The sequence below is a fragment of the Microbacterium sp. 2216-1 genome (genome assembly GCF_046507855.1).
Taxonomy (GTDB): domain Bacteria; phylum Actinomycetota; class Actinomycetes; order Actinomycetales; family Microbacteriaceae; genus Microbacterium; species Microbacterium esteraromaticum_C.
The window spans coordinates 34,055-49,525 of record NZ_JBKFTM010000004.1 but is presented as its reverse complement, the minus strand read 5'-3'; the positions used below and the strand labels follow the sequence as shown (position 1 = coordinate 49,525).

General features: G+C 68.9%; 16 protein-coding genes and 1 tRNA gene. 12 read left to right on the top strand and 5 right to left on the bottom strand.

Annotated features, from left to right (window positions below; genetic code table 11):
- Window positions 1–134 precede the first annotated feature (134 nt).
- Window positions 135–1,055 (top strand): cation diffusion facilitator family transporter, encoded by a 921-nt coding sequence (locus tag ACLD0U_RS12145; RefSeq protein ID WP_179410384.1) that lies wholly within the window; start codon window positions 135–137, stop codon window positions 1,053–1,055.
- An 18-nt stretch (window positions 1,056–1,073) separates the two neighbouring features.
- Here the strand turns inward: ACLD0U_RS12145 and ACLD0U_RS12140 are convergent, their stop codons facing one another.
- Entirely contained in the window at window positions 1,074–3,476 is a 2,403-nt protein-coding gene (locus ACLD0U_RS12140; protein ID WP_410340764.1) for an ATP-dependent DNA ligase, read from the bottom strand.
- Between the two features lie 45 nt (window positions 3,477–3,521).
- On the opposite strand from ACLD0U_RS12140, the gene ACLD0U_RS12135 reads away from it, so the two are divergent.
- Complete coding sequence (locus ACLD0U_RS12135; RefSeq protein WP_224818655.1) at window positions 3,522–4,358, top strand: Ku protein; 837 nt, start codon at window positions 3,522–3,524, stop codon at window positions 4,356–4,358.
- A gap of 1 nt (window position 4,359) precedes the next feature.
- Here the strand turns inward: ACLD0U_RS12135 and ACLD0U_RS12130 are convergent, their stop codons facing one another.
- The gene (locus tag ACLD0U_RS12130; RefSeq protein ID WP_179410387.1) at window positions 4,360–5,064 is read right to left on the bottom strand and encodes a DedA family protein; all 705 of its coding nucleotides are present in this window, start codon (window positions 5,062–5,064) and stop codon (window positions 4,360–4,362) included.
- 85 nt (window positions 5,065–5,149) lie between these two features.
- Window positions 5,150–5,231: transfer RNA gene (locus ACLD0U_RS12125), tRNA-Leu, on the bottom strand.
- A gap of 124 nt (window positions 5,232–5,355) precedes the next feature.
- Here ACLD0U_RS12125 and ACLD0U_RS12120 point away from each other — a divergent pair.
- Genes ACLD0U_RS12120 through ACLD0U_RS12090 form a run of 7 tightly spaced genes read left to right on the top strand, consistent with a single transcriptional unit; the run spans window position 5,356 to window position 9,827 of the window.
- The gene (locus ACLD0U_RS12120; RefSeq protein WP_410340763.1) at window positions 5,356–6,498 is read left to right on the top strand and encodes a CpaF family protein; all 1,143 of its coding nucleotides are present in this window, start codon (window positions 5,356–5,358) and stop codon (window positions 6,496–6,498) included.
- A complete protein-coding gene (locus ACLD0U_RS12115; protein WP_410340762.1) occupies window positions 6,495–7,352 on the top strand; it encodes a type II secretion system F family protein in 858 nt (285 codons plus the stop codon). The genes ACLD0U_RS12120 and ACLD0U_RS12115 overlap by 4 nt, the downstream gene beginning before the upstream one ends.
- The gene (locus ACLD0U_RS12110; protein ID WP_410340761.1) at window positions 7,349–8,287 is read left to right on the top strand and encodes a type II secretion system F family protein; all 939 of its coding nucleotides are present in this window, start codon (window positions 7,349–7,351) and stop codon (window positions 8,285–8,287) included. The genes ACLD0U_RS12115 and ACLD0U_RS12110 overlap by 4 nt, the downstream gene beginning before the upstream one ends.
- A 51-nt stretch (window positions 8,288–8,338) precedes the next feature.
- Entirely contained in the window at window positions 8,339–8,524 is a 186-nt protein-coding gene (locus ACLD0U_RS12105) for a hypothetical protein (RefSeq protein WP_206551752.1), read from the top strand.
- Between the two features lie 7 nt (window positions 8,525–8,531).
- Window positions 8,532–8,927 (top strand): TadE/TadG family type IV pilus assembly protein, encoded by a 396-nt coding sequence (locus ACLD0U_RS12100; protein WP_274367204.1) that lies wholly within the window; start codon window positions 8,532–8,534, stop codon window positions 8,925–8,927.
- Between the two features lie 25 nt (window positions 8,928–8,952).
- Complete coding sequence (locus tag ACLD0U_RS12095) at window positions 8,953–9,384, top strand: TadE family protein (RefSeq protein ID WP_410340760.1); 432 nt, start codon at window positions 8,953–8,955, stop codon at window positions 9,382–9,384.
- On the top strand, window positions 9,381–9,827 hold the full coding sequence (locus ACLD0U_RS12090; RefSeq protein WP_410340759.1) for a pilus assembly protein TadG-related protein: 447 nt from the start codon (window positions 9,381–9,383) through the stop codon (window positions 9,825–9,827). The genes ACLD0U_RS12095 and ACLD0U_RS12090 overlap by 4 nt, the downstream gene beginning before the upstream one ends.
- Window positions 9,828–9,833: 6 nt before the next feature.
- Here ACLD0U_RS12090 and ACLD0U_RS12085 read toward each other — a convergent pair whose 3' ends face one another.
- Window positions 9,834–11,057: an MFS transporter gene (locus ACLD0U_RS12085; RefSeq protein WP_179411809.1), complete on the bottom strand. Its 1,224-nt coding sequence runs from the start codon at window positions 11,055–11,057 to the stop codon at window positions 9,834–9,836.
- A gap of 74 nt (window positions 11,058–11,131) precedes the next feature.
- On the opposite strand from ACLD0U_RS12085, the gene prfB reads away from it, so the two are divergent.
- The gene (gene prfB / locus ACLD0U_RS12080) at window positions 11,132–12,241 is read left to right on the top strand and encodes a peptide chain release factor 2 (protein WP_179410428.1); all 1,110 of its coding nucleotides are present in this window, start codon (window positions 11,132–11,134) and stop codon (window positions 12,239–12,241) included.
- 90 nt (window positions 12,242–12,331) lie between these two features.
- Here prfB and ACLD0U_RS12075 read toward each other — a convergent pair whose 3' ends face one another.
- Window positions 12,332–13,309, bottom strand: a complete 978-nt coding sequence (locus ACLD0U_RS12075; protein WP_206822214.1) for a DUF2510 domain-containing protein — start codon at window positions 13,307–13,309, stop codon at window positions 12,332–12,334.
- Between the two features lie 176 nt (window positions 13,310–13,485).
- Between ACLD0U_RS12075 and ftsE the strand changes: the two genes are divergently transcribed.
- Both ftsE and ftsX read left to right on the top strand, forming a co-directional pair.
- Window positions 13,486–14,532, top strand: a complete 1,047-nt coding sequence (ftsE, locus tag ACLD0U_RS12070) for a cell division ATP-binding protein FtsE (RefSeq protein WP_410340758.1) — start codon at window positions 13,486–13,488, stop codon at window positions 14,530–14,532.
- The gene (gene ftsX, locus ACLD0U_RS12065; RefSeq protein WP_206822218.1) at window positions 14,529–15,443 is read left to right on the top strand and encodes a permease-like cell division protein FtsX; all 915 of its coding nucleotides are present in this window, start codon (window positions 14,529–14,531) and stop codon (window positions 15,441–15,443) included. Before ftsE ends, ftsX begins: the two co-directional genes overlap by 4 nt.
- Window positions 15,444–15,471: the final 28 nt, after the last annotated feature.

Genomic DNA, 15,471 nt, shown 5'->3' with positions numbered 1-15,471 from the left:
TCGTGCCATGCGCGGGCGGGCACGACCTGAACACGCACTGCGCGACGGAGCCCGCGATGCCGATGAGAATCGTTACCGTTCCCGACTGCGCGAAACCGGCATCCGCGGGCATGCGCCCGGCCTAGCCTGGAGGCATGCACGATCACGCACCTGCCCCCGGCGGCATCCGCGGCGCCGGAAACCGCCGCCTGCTTGCCATCTCGCTCGCACTGACCGCCACGATCATGGTGGTGCAGGTGATCGGCGCGATCCTGTCGGGGTCCCTGGCGCTGCTGGCCGATGCGGCGCACATGTTCACCGACTCGTCCGCGCTGGTGATCGCGCTGATCGCCAGCATCGTCGCGGCGCGCCCGGCCGACGACCGCCGCACCTTCGGCTACCAGCGGGCCGAGGTCTTCGGCGCGCTGATCAACGCCATCATCCTGATCGTGCTGATGGTGGTCGTCGCAGTACAGGGCGTCGGGCGGCTGATCGACCCGGGTGACGCCGAGGTCGCCGGACCGCTGATGCTGATCGTCGCCGTCATCGGCATGCTCGCCAACGCCGTGTCGATGTGGCTGCTGAGCGCGGCGCAGAAGACCAGCATCAACGTGCGGGGCGCATACCTGGAGGTCATGGGTGACCTGATCGGCTCGGCGTTCGTGATCATCGCCGCCGTGGTGATCGTGACGACGGGGTGGATGCCGGCTGACGCGATCGCCTCGTTGCTGATTGCGGCGATGATCCTGCCGCGCGCGATCTCGTTGCTGCGCGAGGTGTTCTCGGTGCTCGCCGAGTCGGCGCCCAAGGGCATGGCGGTGAGCGAGATCCGCACGCACCTGAAGGTGTATGACGGGGTCGTCGACGTGCACGACGTGCACGTGTGGCAGCTGACGCGTGGCGCACCGGTGTTCACCGCGCACGTCGCGGTCGACCCTGCGGTGCTCGCGCAAGGGCGCTCGGCGCAGTTGCTGCAGGAGCTGCAGTCGTGCCTGGCCGATCATTTCGACGTCGAGCACTCGACGTTCCAGCTCGAACCCGCCGGGCACGACGAGTGCGAGGCGACGCACGCCTGAACGCGCCGGCTGATCGGTTCAGCTCTCGCGCCGCACGTCATCCGCTGTCTTATCGGGACGCAGGCCCCGCCAGCGCGAGTGGCGCAGCACCCCGGCGGGCGACCAGTTCGCGAACTCCACCTCGCCGACCAGCGTCGGTCGCACCCACAGTGCGTCGCGGCGGTCGGCGTCCGGAACGCCCTCGAGTGGCGGATGCTCGATGCGCAGCAGCTGCAGGCGCTGGTCGAGGTCGCGCAGCATCCGATCGGTGAAGCCGGTGCCCACGCGGCCGACGTACCGCAGCCGGCCGGCCTCGTCGGGCACGGCGAGCAGCAGCGAGCCGATGCCACCCGCGCGGTTTCCCTGACCCGTGCGGATGCCGACGATCACCACCTCTTGTGTCTGCGTGTTCTTGATCTTCAGCCACGACGCTGAGCGGGTGCCGGCGCGGTAGGGAGACGCGGGGTCCTTGATGACGATGCCCTCCAGGCCGTACTCGCGGCTGAGTGCCAGAGCCACGTCGAGGTCGTCGAACACCGGCGGTACCTGCACGGGCGCGTCGAGATCCGACGCGAGGCGTTCGAGCAGTTCGCGCCGCTGCCGCAGCGGCAGACCGGTGAGATCGTGTCCGTCCAGGCGCAGCAGGTCGAACAGCACGTAGATCACCGGCGTGCGCACGACCTCGCGTTCGATCTCGCGGGGTCGGGTGAGGTGCATCCGGTCCTGCAAGCGCGCGAAGCTCGGGCGTCCCTGCGCGTCGAAGGCGACGATCTCGCCGTCGACGACGGCGTCGGATGCCGGCAAGTCGGGCGCCCCGTCGGCGGTGAGCTCCGGGTAGCGCGACGTGATGTCGGTGCCGCTGCGGGCCCGCAGGGTGAAACGGCCACCGGCATCCGAGGTCTGCCATGTGCCGATGGCGCGGATGCCGTCCCACTTGACTTCTGCCCAGGCGGGCGTGCGGAAGGCGCGCGCCAGACCTGGCGTGCCGGGCTCGCAGAGCATCGGAGCCGGTGCGGCGGGCGCTTCTGCCGGCGCCAGTCGGTGTGGTGCGGCGGATGAGGCGGGCGCCATCCGGTGCAGCAGCCACTGCGACTTCTCGCCCTCGCCGGTGGTGCGGATCAGGGCGAGCCGTGCGGTTCCGAGCCGGCCGCCGGTCTGCCCCGTGAACGTGCCGATCACCTCGTCATCGCGCCACTTCTCAATGGTCACGGTGCCGGTGTCCCACACCGTCATCGACCCGGCGCCGTACTCGCCGCGGGGGATCTCACCCTCGAAGTCGAGGTACTGCAGCGGATGCGGCTCGGTCATCACCGCGAGGTGGTTCTCGGTGCCCGACGTGGGGATGCCCTTCGGCACCGCCCAACTGACCAGCACGCCGTCGCGCTCGATGCGCAGGTCGTGGTGCACGCGCCGAGCGTGGTGCTCCTGCACCACGAACCGTGTCGTACCGGCGGGGGAGGCCCCGGCTGTGGTCGGCATGGGCTCGGGGGTGCGGGCCGCGTCGCGTTTGGCGAGATAGGCGGCCAGCGCAGCCGGGGCGGGGGCCAGGGCGGCCAATGGGTCGAGCCCGGCGTCGACCCGTTCGAGCACCTCGGTGAACTCCAGCTGCCGCAGATGCGGGTCGTCGAGCTCGTGCCACTCACGGGGTGCGGCGACCCAGGGGTGCGCGCGCCCGCGCAGGGAGTATGGCGAGATGGTCGTCTTGGCGGCGTTGTTCTGGCTCCAGTCGATGAACACCCGACCGGGTCGCGCCGACTTCGCCATCACGTGCGTGGCGAGATCGGGGTGGTCGGCCTCGATCAGTCGGGCGAGTTCCTTCGCGACGGCCGAGACCTCGGCGCTGCTCTGCAGACCGGCTCCATCGGCGGCCGCCGGCAGCGATGCGTAGAGGTGGATGCCCTTGCTGCCACTGGTCACCGGGATCGGCGCCAACCCCATCCCGACCAGGACGTCGCGGGCAAGGCGCGCCACCTCAGCGCACTCGGCAAGTCCGGCGCCCGGCCCCGGATCGAGGTCGAGCACCAGCCGATCGGGGTTCGCCCGCTGCCCGGACGGCGAGAACCGCCACTGCGGCACGTGCAGTTCGAGCGCGGCGACCTGGGCGAACCAGGCGAGGGTGGCGACATCGTCGGCGAGGGGATACTGCTTCGGGCCGTCGGAGTGCTCGATCGGCAGGTGCCGCACCCAGTCCGGCGCACCGGGTTCGAGCTGTTTCGTGAAGAAGCTCGGCTCGGGGGCATCCGCTGTGCCCACACCACCCACCCAGCGCTTGCGGGTCACCGGACGTCCCCGCAGATGCGGCAGCAGCACCGGGGCGATCCGAGTGGCGTACGCGAGCACTTCGCCCTTGGTCGTGCCGGTGGCGGGATAGACGATCTTGTCGAGGTTCGTCACACGCAGGCGGCGGCCGTCGATCTGCACGACCTGCCCGGTGCCCGCCATGCAGAAAGGGTAGCCGCCTGCGTGGCCCTGGTGTGTACTGGTGCCATGAGGAGCATCTGGAAGGGCTCACTGACCTTCGGGCTCGTGAACGTGCCCGTGAAGGTGTACTCGGCGATCGAGGATCACGATGTCTCGCTGCACCAGGTGCACGACGAGGACGGCGGGCGCATCCGCTACCACCGCGTGTGCGAAGTCTGCGGTCAGACGGTCGCGTACGCCAACATCGACCGGGCCTACGTCGACGAGGGGCAGACCGTCGTGCTCACAAAGGACGATCTGGCGGCGCTGCCCGCCGAACGCAACCGTGAGATCGACGTGGTCGAGTTCGTGCCCAGCGATCAGGTGGATCTGCTGCTGCTCGACCGGCCGTACTACCTCGAACCCGATTCGAACTCGCCGAAGGCGTACGTGCTGCTGCGCCAGACGCTGCAGAAGACCGATCGCACCGCGATCGTGCGCTTCACGCTACGGCAGAAGACCCGTCTGGCGGCGTTGCGGGTGCGCGGCGACGTGCTCGTGCTACAGACACTGCTGTGGGCCGATGAGGTGCGCGAGGCGGCGTTTCCCGCGCTGGAGGAGGACGTCACGATCAGCGATAAGGAACTCGAGCTGTCGGCGGCGCTGGTCGACAGCTACTCGGCCGATTTCGCACCCGAGCAGTTCGTCGACGAGTACCAGAACGAGCTGCGCACGCTGATCGACGCGAAGATCGAGGCGGGCGAGGGCTTCGAGGTGACCGAGACGTTCGGCGAGACGGGCGAGGCAGGCGGCGGCGAAGTCATCGACCTGATGGAGGCGCTGCGCGCGAGCGTCGAACGCACGAAGGCTGAGCGCACAGCAGCGGCGGAGGCGGCTGCGCCGCAGGCCAAGGACGCCGGCTGAGTCAGCTCGGGTCGTCCACCGATGCGTCGGCCGCGGCGGCCTTCTTCGCACGGTGCCGCTCGACGAGGTAGTGCCAGCCGGTGACGATGATCGTGCCGCCCACGGCGACGAGCAGGATCAGGTCGATGTACTCCACGACGAACTCCGACACCCAGGGGATGTACGCGATGAGGTAGCCGAACATCGTCAGCCCGAAGCCCCACAGCAGAGCGCCGATCAGGTTGTACAGCGAGTACCGCTTCCAGGGCATGTGTCCGACGCCGGCGGCGACAGGGGCGAACGTGCGCACGATCGGCACGAAGCGGGCCAGGATGATCGTGATGCCGCCGAAACGCTCGAAGAAGGCGTTGGTGCGGTCGACGTTCGTGCGGCTGAACAGACCCGATTCCTTGCGCTCGAACACGGCGGGTCCGCCCTTGTGCCCGATGAAGTACCCGACCTCGCCGCCGACGAACGCCGACAGGGCGATCAGCAGCGACACCGGCCAGATGTTCATACCGAAGATGTCGTTGGTGTGCGTCAGCAGACCCGAGATGATCAGCAGCGTGTCGCCGGGCAGCAGGAAGCCCACCAGCAGGCCGGTCTCGGCGAAGACGATGAAGCACACGACGAGCAGCGCCCAGGGGCCGGCTGCTTCGATGATGACGGCGGGATCGAGCCAGTCGGGGAGGATGCTCGCCGGAGCCGTCAGTGCGGAGTGGAGCAAGAGGGTTCCCGTCGTCGGATGTCAGCGGTGCACCGGACGGCGGATCGGGCCCGTCACGGCCCGGTGATCCGCGCGTCGGCACCGGTGCGGAAGGTGGGACTTGAACCCACACACTCGAAAGCACAGGAACCTAAATCCTGCGTGTCTACCAATTCCACCACTCCCGCGCAGGCACAAGTCTACTGGCGGGAGCGGTGCTCGTTTCCGTCTATCCGCTGGAAATCGTGCCGGCAGCTCCGCGGCTGTGGATAACTTCTGCGCCCGGATCGCGGGTTCTGTCAGGATGCCTGCGTGAGTCATCCGTCTGTGATCGTCGCCGAGAGGGTGCGGCGCCGCCTGCGCCTGGAGCAGACTGACCCGTCGGCGCAGCCCGATGAAGCCAGGCGCATCGCGCAGACCGAGGTGCGGCGCCACAACGATCAGGCGCTGCAGCGCGGCGGGGTGATGATCGACGACGAGGCGGCGCTCGTGCGCGACGTGCTCGCGTCGGTATCGGGGTTCGGAGTTCTGCAGCCGCTGCTCGATGACGACACGGTCGAAGAGATCTGGTTGAACGGCCCCGACCGGGTGTTCGTGGCCCGCGGCGGTAGCACCGAGCGCATCGACCTGGCGCTGTCGGATGCCATGGTGCGCGAACTGGTCGAGCGGATGCTGCAGTCGACCGGCCGCCGCGTGGATGTCAGCCAGCCCTTCGTGGACGCGTCGCTACCCGACGGCTCACGGCTGCACGTGGCCATCGCCGATGTCGTACGCGGTTCGATCGCCCTGAACATCCGCAAGTTCCTGCCGCAGCACCGCACGCTTGATTCGCTGGTGGCGCAGGGTACGATGCCGCCGCGGATCGCCGAGCTGCTGCATCGCGCGATGCTCGATGGGCGCAGCGTGATCGTCTCGGGCGCCACACATGCCGGTAAGACCACCCTGCTGGGGGCGCTGCTGGCATCGGTTGCCGAGCGGCAGCGCATCATCACGGTTGAGGAGACCTTCGAACTCGCGGTCGATGGGCCCGACGTGGTCGCCTTGCAGGGGCGTCAAGCGAGCCTGGAGGGTACGGGCGAGATCACCCTGCGGCGTTTGGTGAAGGAAGCGCTGCGGATGCGGCCCGACCGGATCGTCGTCGGAGAGGTGCGCGACGCCGAGGCGCTCGACCTGGTTCTCGCCCTGAATACGGGAGTTCCCGGCGCCGGGACGGTGCATGCGAACTCTGCGGCCGAGGCGCTGGAGAAGCTGGCGTTGTTGCCGTTGCTGGCGGGCCGCAACATCGACCGGGGATTCATCGCGCCTGCGCTGGCATCGTCGATCTCGTACGTGGTGCACTGTCATCGGGATGCCGATGGCTCACGTCGGGTGGCGCAGATCATCGCCCCGACCGGTGAGGTCGACGACGGACGGATCGTTGCGCGGCCGGTGTACTCCGCGGAGCACGACGGATGACCCTGCTGATCGGCGCGCTACTCGGCGCGGGACTGCTGCTGTGTGCCTCGCCCTGGCTCTGGCCGCAGCGCACCCGCCAGCCGAAGCCGATGCGACGCGGCCGACTGCGTCGCCTGCTCGACGAATCGGGATACGCGCGCATCGCGACGCGCACCCTCATCGTGACAATGATCTCCTTGGCGCTGATCGCCGCATGTCTGGTCTGGTTGATCACCACGCTGCCGATCCTCGCCGCCCTGGCGGCGCTCGCCGCCGCGGCGGGGCCCGTGCTGTTCCTGCGCGGGCGTCGACTGCGCCTGCGCACGGCGCGTCGGCAGATGTGGCCAGACGTGTGCGATCTGCTGGTCGCCGCGATTCGGGTCGGATTGTCGCTTCCGGATGCGGTGGCGAGCCTGGCCGAGTCGGCACCGCCGGCTGTGCGCCCCGCGTTCGCGGTGTTCGCTCGGGATCTGCGGGCGACGGGGCGCTTCGAGACCAGCCTCGACCGACTGAAAGACACACTCGCCGACCCGATCGCCGACCGCATCGTCGAGACGCTGCGCATGGCGCGGCAGGTGGGCGGCACGGAACTGACCGGTGTCCTGCGGGCGCTGTCGGCGTCGGTGCGCGCGGACGCCGCGCTGCGCGGTGAGGTCGAGGCCCGGCAATCATGGATCCGGGGAGCCGCAGTGCTCGGCTCCGTCGCACCGTGGGTCATCCTCGGACTGTTGGCAATGCGCCCGGAAGGACGTGAGGCCTACGCGAGCGCGACCGGTGTGCTCGTGATCGTCGCGGGCGCCGCGATCTCGGTCGTCGCGTACCGCATCATGCTGCGCATCGGCAGGCTGCCCGAGCCCGAGCGGTGGTTCGGATGAGCGCGATCACCGATGCCGCCGTGGCGGTGCTGCTGGGCGGGGCATTCGCCTTCGGGGTGCTCGGTATGCTCTCGGCGCTGCCCCGGTGGGGCGCGCTGCCGCTCGAGAGGCGCATCGCCCCGTACGTGCGCGACGTCGTGCCCGACGAGATGCTGCCGGGCGGAGTCGTGCCGATGGTCGGCACGATGCCGGTGCACGGCAAGCGCCTGTGGACGCGACTCAAGGCCCGGTTCGAAGGGGTGCTGGGCGGTGGGGATGCCCTCGCGCTGCGACTCGCGCAGGCGGGGAGCACGCAGACACCGGCGGCGTTCCGCGGACGGCAGCTCGCCTGGGGGATCGTCGGACTCGTGGGGGGAGCCCTGCTGGTCGTGGTCATCGCGCTCACCGGCAGGATGACGCCCATCGCCGCCCTGCTACCGGTGTTCGCCGCGGCCGGTGCCGCCGTGGCGTACGACATGCAGCTGACGGGGCGGGCGAAGGCGCGGCGCGCGCGCCTCGCCGATGAGCTGCCGACGACGCTGGAGTTCCTGGCCCTGTGTCTGTCGGCGGGAGAGTCGCTGCTCGACGCCCTGCGTCGCGTCTCTGACATCGGCACCGGTGAACTGACAACCGAGCTCAAGAAGACGGTCCTTGCCGTGCACACCGGGTCGCCGTTGGCCGACGCCCTCGGCGAGACTGCGACGCGTCTGCAGTTGCCCGGGCTCACGCGCGCCGTCGATCAGATCGTCGCCGCGCTTGAGCACGGCGCGCCGTTGGCCGCGGTACTGCATTCTCAGGCGGCGGATGCCCGTGACGAGGCCAAGCGGTCGCTGATCGAGCAGGCCGGGCAGAAGGAGATCCTGATGCTGCTGCCGCTGGTCTTCTTGATCCTTCCCCTGTCGGTGCTGTTCGCGGTCTATCCGGGATTGTTCATCCTCAGGCTCGGCCTCGGCTGACCCGCCCTAGCGCCCTTCCAATCCCTAACCCACGACACACGAGGAGTTCACATGTCGACGATCACCACGTGGCGCAAAGCCGCGCGCGCACTGGCCAAGGACGAGCGCGGCGATGTGCCCGGCTGGGTACTGGTGACCTTGATGACCGCGGCGCTGGTCGTCGTCATCTGGGCCGTTGCGGGGCCGGCGCTGGTGAACCTGTTCGAACAGGCGATCTCGCGCGTCTCCGGCATCTGACGTGCGGGTGCGGCAGCACCTCGCCGACGAGCGGGGATCGAGTCCCGTCGAGTTCGTGCTCGTCGGGGCGTTGCTGACCGCGCTCACCCTGGCGGTGCTGCAGATCGCGCTCGCCGTGTACGTGCGCAACGTCGTGCACGACGCCGCGGTTGAGGGCGCCCACTATGCCGCCCTCGCCGACACCGGACCCGCCGACGGAGTCGCCCGGACGCAGGCCGTGATCACCCGGGCCGTTGGCGCGGCCTATGCCGACGACATCACCATCGGCGCGGACGACAGCCTCGGGCATCCGAGCGTCGTGGTGCGCGTGCGCACCACTCTTCCCGTGCTCGGGCTGATCGGTGTTCCCTACGGTCTGGAGGTGGAAGCGCGTGCCCCCGCAGAGACGTTCGGCGAAGACTGAGGCGGAACAAACGACGCGCCCACTGGTGGACGACGCGGGTTCTGCGGCGTTGGAGTTCATCGTCGCGGGGGTACTGCTGCTTGTGCCGCTGGTGTACCTGGTGCTCACCCTCGGAGCCGTGCAGGAACAGACGCTCGGCGCCGAGGCCGCCGCCCGGCACACCGCGCGCGTGATCGGACAGGCACCGGATGCCGAATCGGCGGCTGCCTCGGGCGACGCCGTTCTCGCCGGCGTGATCCGCGAGTACGGCATGGACCCGGACACCGTCGAGGTCGGCCTCACCTGCCGCCCGGCGGGCGCGCAGTGTCCTGCGGCGGGTGCGACCGTGATCGTCACCGTGCGCACACAGGTCTCGTTGCCGTTCATGCCACCGTTGTTCGGCCTCGACCAGATCACCGCGATCCCCGTCGAGGCGCAATCGGCGCAGAAGATCTCACGCCTGTGGGGGAGCGAATGACGGCCCGCACCTATGCGAGCGTCCGCGTGCGCGCGCTCGCCGCCGACGACACCGGCAGCATCCTGCCGCTGATCCTTGGTTACCTGCTGCTGGCGATCGCCGTCGTGCTCACCTGCGTATGCGCCACCGACCTGTACATCGCCCAGAAGCGCCTCGACTCCCTCGCCGACGCGGCCGCGCTCGCCGGAGCCGACGGCTTCGTGTTGCAGGTCGATGGTGGCGGCGTGCGTGCCGAGCTGACCGATGCGGGTGTCTACGAGCAGGCGGATGCTGTCGTCGCGGCGCTCGACCAGGGCGCGCACCTGGTCTCGGCGGGCACGCCCGACGGCGTCTCGGCTCGCGTCACGGTCGCGGTCACCTGGCATCCGCCGTTGCTGTCACCGTTCGTGCCGGGCGGTGTGGCGCTCGAAGCGACCGGCACCAGCCGCACGGCGCTGCGCTGACCCGCCCTACGCGGGGTGCCGCGGCAGGTAGCGGGGCGTCCACCGGATGAAGCCGGCCGCGCCCAGCAGCGCGACGCCGCCCATCACCCCGGTCGCCACCGGCAGCGACGCCGCCGCAACGACACCGGCGACGATCAGCGGGGCTGCCGCGCCACCGGCATCCGTCAGCGTCCGCCACGACCCCAGGAACGCCGCCGGCTCACGCTCGGGGGCGAGGTCGGCGCCGAAGGTCAGCAGGATGCCACTGGAGAGCCCGTTGCCCACCCCGAGCACCGCCGCCATCAACGCGAACCACATCGTCGCTTCATCGAGATCATGCGTGACCGACAGCACGATGAAACCGGCGCCCATCATCAGCATCGCCGGCATCGCCGCCCAGATGCGTCCGAAGCGGTCCATCACCTGCCCGCTCGCGTAGAACAGCGCGAAGTCGATCGCACCCGCCACACCCACCACCAGGGCGATGGTGGTGGCATCCAGCCCCAACGAGACACCCCACAGCGGCAAGATCACCTGGCGGGCCGAACGCACCGCCGACAGCGCCGCCGCCGACGACCCCAGCCGGGCCAGCACCGCACGGTACGCCCACATGGTGTGCAGCACACCGCGCTGATCGAGCGTGGGGATCGACCCGGTCACCACCTCACCGGAGTCCTCGGCCACCGCCGCGCCGGTGGGCTTCAGTAGTGCCGGGCTGCTCTTCTCGGGGTCGGGACCGAACAGCACCAGCGGCACGATCACCCCGGCGCAGGCCAGCAGCACCCAGATGCTCGACGACTCGGTGCCGGTCAGCTGGATGAGGCCCGCAGCCAGGAACGGGCCGACGAAGACCCCGAACCGGAAGCTCCCGCCCAGCAGAGACAGCGCCCTGGCACGGAACCGCGGCGGAACGCGCGTGGTCATGAACGCGTGCCGGGCCAGCCCGAACGCGGCCGCGCAGAAACCCAGCAGGAACACTGCCGCGGCGAACAACGCCAGGGTGGGCGAGAGCAGCATGCCGACGCCGGCGAGCAGCGACGCGATTCCCGCGAAGACCATCGTGAGCCGCTCGCCGATCCGCGCCACCAGCGCCCCGGCGGGCAGATTGCCGAAGAGCTGACCGATCACGAGAGCGGATGCCACGAGCGCGGCCATCGACACATCCGCGCCCAGTCGGGTGGCGATCACGGGGATCAGCGGGATCACCGCGCCCTCACCGAGCGCGAACAGCACCGTGGGGGCGTAGACCATCGGTCCGAACCGCTTCAGGACACTCGCCGCACTGTCGCTCACACCATCACGGTAGCGCGGTAGGCTGAACTGCCATGTTCGAACTCGATCTCTCCGCCGACATCCAGGCCCTGCGACAGACTTTCGGCGACATCCGCGAGGTCGTCGACGTCAACGCCCTGCGCGAGGACATCGCGCGACTCAGCGACGAAGCAGGGGCGCCCGACCTCTGGGACGACCCTGAGAAGGCGCAGAAAGTCACCAGCGCCCTCAGCCACAAACAAGCCGACCTCAAGCGCGTCACCGAGGTCGAGCAGCGCCTCGAAGACCTCGAAGTGCTCGTCGACCTCGCCAACGAGATGCAGGACGACGACTCGGCCGCCGAGGCGCGCGCCGAGCTCGCCGCGCTGACCGAGACCATCAACCAGCTCGAGGTGCAGACGCTGCTCGACGGCGAGTTCGACGAGCGCAACGCCATCATCACCATCCGCTCCGGCGCGGGCGGCGATGACGCCACCGACTTCGCCGAGATGCTCATGCGCATGTACCTGCGCTGGGCCGAGCACCACGGCTACCCCGTCAAGGTGATGGACACCTCTTACGCGGAGGGGGCCGGCATCAAGTCGGCCACGTTCGAGATCACCGCGCCCTACGCGTTCGGAACGCTCTCGGTCGAGGCCGGCACGCACCGCCTCGCGCGCATCAGCCCGTTCGGCTCGGCCGACAAGCGCCAGACGTCGTTCGCCGCCGTCGAGGTCATCCCCCTGATGGAAGAGGCCACCGAGGTCGAGATCCCCGAGAACGACATCCGCGTCGATGTGTTCCGCTCGTCGGGCCCCGGTGGTCAGTCGGTCAACACCACCGACTCCGCCGTGCGCATCACGCACCTCCCGACCGGCATCGTCGTGTCGATGCAGAACGAGAAGTCGCAGATCCAGAACCGCGCCGCCGCCATGCGGGTGCTGCAGACCCGCCTGCTGCTGCTGCAGAAGGAAGAAGAGGCGGCGAAGAAGAAAGAGCTGGCCGGAAACATCACCGCCAGCTGGGGCGACCAGATGCGCTCGTACTTCCTGTACGGGCAGCAGCTCGTCAAGGACCTGCGCACCGGACACGAGTCGGGCAACCCGGCCAACGTGTTCGACGGCGACCTGGACGACTTCATCTCGGCGGGCATCCGCTGGCGCAAGCGCAAAGAAGAGGACTGATCCCGAGCCGATCGCTCACGGGAACAAGACCCACGAGAACAAAAAGAGGGCCGCCGGAATCATCCGGCGGCCCTCTTCGTCAGTGCGCGATCAGGGGATCAGGCAGGAAGGTGTTCCCTCGGCGAGCTTCTCGGAGAACTCACCAAGTGCGTCCATGTCCGCGAGTGCGTCCTCACCCGAGGCGATGACCCACAGGGTCTCGTCGGGGATGTCGGAAGCGATGAAGTACTCGGCGTAGCAGGTGATCTGCTCATCGGTGAGGTCGTCTGAGGTGAGACCCATCGCCTCGATGATCTCCACGAAACCGGCGGTTACCTCGGCGGTCGACGGGCGGCCCTCGCCGCCGGTTGTAGCGGAGTCGTCCGGCTCATCGGTCTCATCCGGAACGGACGAGCCCGAGTCAGAGGTCGGTGCGCTCGAAGGCAACGAATCGACAGCCTCGCCCACGGCGAACAGCACTGCGACGGTGAAGATGATCGTGCCGACGATCCCGCCCACGATCGACAGCGCCAGACCGGTGATCGACGGCCACTTCTTGGTGTTCTTCAGGAACACCGCGATCAGCGAGACGACGAACGCGGCGAACAGCACGAAGGCACCGAAGATGAACGTCACGGGGATGCACGCCAGGATCGTGCCGACGATCGCGAGGCCGAAACCGACGAAGCCGAGCACGGGCGTCTTCTTGGGGCCCGCGGGGTCGGCCGGTGTGTAGGCACCGTATGCCGGACCGGCAGCCGGTGCCTGATAGGCGCCGGGGTACGCCGCGGTCGCGTTGACGTCTGCGTAGCCGGGTGCGGCCGGAGGTGCGTACGCGCCCGCGGTCACATCCGAGGGCGGGTAGACCTGGGTGGGCTGGTCGTCCTGTGACGCGGCGGGGATCTCCTCGCGGAGCACGGTGGCATCCGGGTCGAAAGCGTTTGCATCCGCCTCGGAGGACGGCTGGGGCTCGGGCTGCTCGGCCTCGGGCTGCTGCCCCTCCGGGGCGAAGTGCTCGGTCCACTGCTGGCCGTCCCACCAGCGCTGGCGTCCGGATCCGTCGTCGTACCACCCTGCAGGCGTGCTCATCGCGCCCTCCTCACATCGTCCCGGTCGTGACCGGTGTTCCCCTCATGGCGTCGAAATGCGCCCTTATGTGTATATCAGTCGTGCGGTGCGCGCATGAGCCCCACTTCGTGTCCGACCGGGGTCGGGGGAGTGTCGCTGGGCGTACCGGCGCCGGGCGCGCCTAGGCTCGAAGGGCCATGATTCGGTTCGAGAACGTCACCAAGCGCTATCGCGGCACCAAACGCCCCGCGCTCTCCGATGTCGACTTCAACATCGAGGCGGGCGAGTTCGTCTTCCTCGTCGGAGCCTCGGGCTCGGGTAAGTCGACGTGCCTGCGACTGATCCTGCGCGAGGACGTGCCCACCACGGGGCGCGTCGCCGTGCTCGGGCGCGATCTGCGCTCGCTCGCCAATCGTAAGGTGCCCTACTTTCGTCGCCAGATCGGCTCGGTCTTTCAGGACTTCCGCCTGCTGCCGTCCAAGACGGTGGCGCAGAACGTCGCTTTCTCGTTGCAGGTGATCGGTTCATCGCGCGGGTTCATCCAGCAGGCGGTGCCCGAGGCTCTCGCCCTGGTGGGGCTCGACGGCAAGGCCAAGCGCATGCCGCACGAGCTCTCCGGCGGTGAGCAGCAGCGCGTGGCGATCGCGCGTGCGATCGTGAACCGCCCCAAGATTCTGCTCGCCGATGAGCCGACCGGAAACCTCGACCCCGCGACCTCGGTCGGAATCATGCAGCTGCTGACCCGCATCAACGCGGGCGGCACGACGGTGTTGATGGCGACGCACGAGGCCGCTTTCGTCGACCAGATGCAACGCCGCGTGATCGAGTTGCATGGCGGAGACCTGGTACGCGATGAGGTCGGCGGTGGGTACGGCGACACCTCGGGCATCCCGCGGCTACTGCCCGGCGCTGTGCCGGGCGCCGCCGCCGCCGCGGCACTCAGCGCCATGCAGGAGGTGCAGCGCGAGTCGCTGACCGCAGCAGCGCCGGTGGATGCCGCAGACGAAGCGCCCCGCACGGCAGACGCCACGAAGCCGGACTCCCCCGCGGCCGTGGCACTGCAGCCGGCCCCGTCGCAGGAGCCTTCCCGACCGCAGGAGCCGTCTCTGCCGCAGGAGAGCGCCACACAGGTGGGCCCGCGTACGAACCCGATCATCATTCCCGAGGTCGACGTCGCAGAGCTCGGGATGGCAGACCGCCTGGGCCTCTCGGACGACGACGAGGAAGTGGGGCCGACCTCATGAGATTCTCCCTCATCGTCGGCGAGGCCCTCGCGGGGCTGCGCCGCAACATCTCGATGGTCATCTCGGTGGTGCTTGTCACTTTCGTCTCGCTGACGTTCGTGGGCGCCGCGATCCTGATGCAGGCACAGATCAGCACGATGCGCGCCTACTGGGGCGAGCAGGCCGAGGTCACGGTGTACATGTGCTCCCCGTTGTCGACGTCGGCGAACTGCGTCGATGGGGCGGCGACGACCGAACAGGTGGAGCGCATCGAGCAGGACCTGCAGGGCGATGCCCTGGCACCGCTGATCAGCGAGGTGGTCTTCGAAGACAAGCAGGCGACGTTCGATCTGTGGGTGGAGCGCTTCGGTGAAGAGCAGGCCGGCGCGTTCGGTGTCGAGAACATGGGTGAGGTGTTCCGCATCACGCTCGAAGACCCGCAACGCTCCGATGTGATCAGCGAGGCGTTCTCAGGTGTGGCCGGCGTCGACGAGGTGCAGGATCAACGCAAGCTGCTCGATCCGCTCTTCTCGGCCTTGACGGTGGCCACCTACATCGCCGTCGGTGTCGCGGCGCTCATGCTGATCGCAGCCGTGCTCCTGATCGGAACGACCATCAGGCTGTCGGCCTACGCCCGTCGCAAAGAGATCGCGATCATGCGTTTGGTGGGTGCCTCGAACCGATCCATCCAGTTGCCGTTCGTACTGGAGGGCGTCTTCGCCGCGTTCCTCGGTTCGGTGCTGGCCAGTGCCGCTGTGCTCGCCGGTGTGCATTTCGGTGTTGAGGGGTACCTTGCCGAACGCGTGCCGTTCATGCGTCCGCTGGTGGGCATGTCCGAGGCGGCGTTCGTCGTGCCGGTGCTGATCGGTATCGGGATCGTGCTCGCGGCGCTGTCGGCCGGATTCGCGATCCGCCGGTGGTTGCGCGCGTAGTATCGCGGCATCGGCATATACTTGTGGG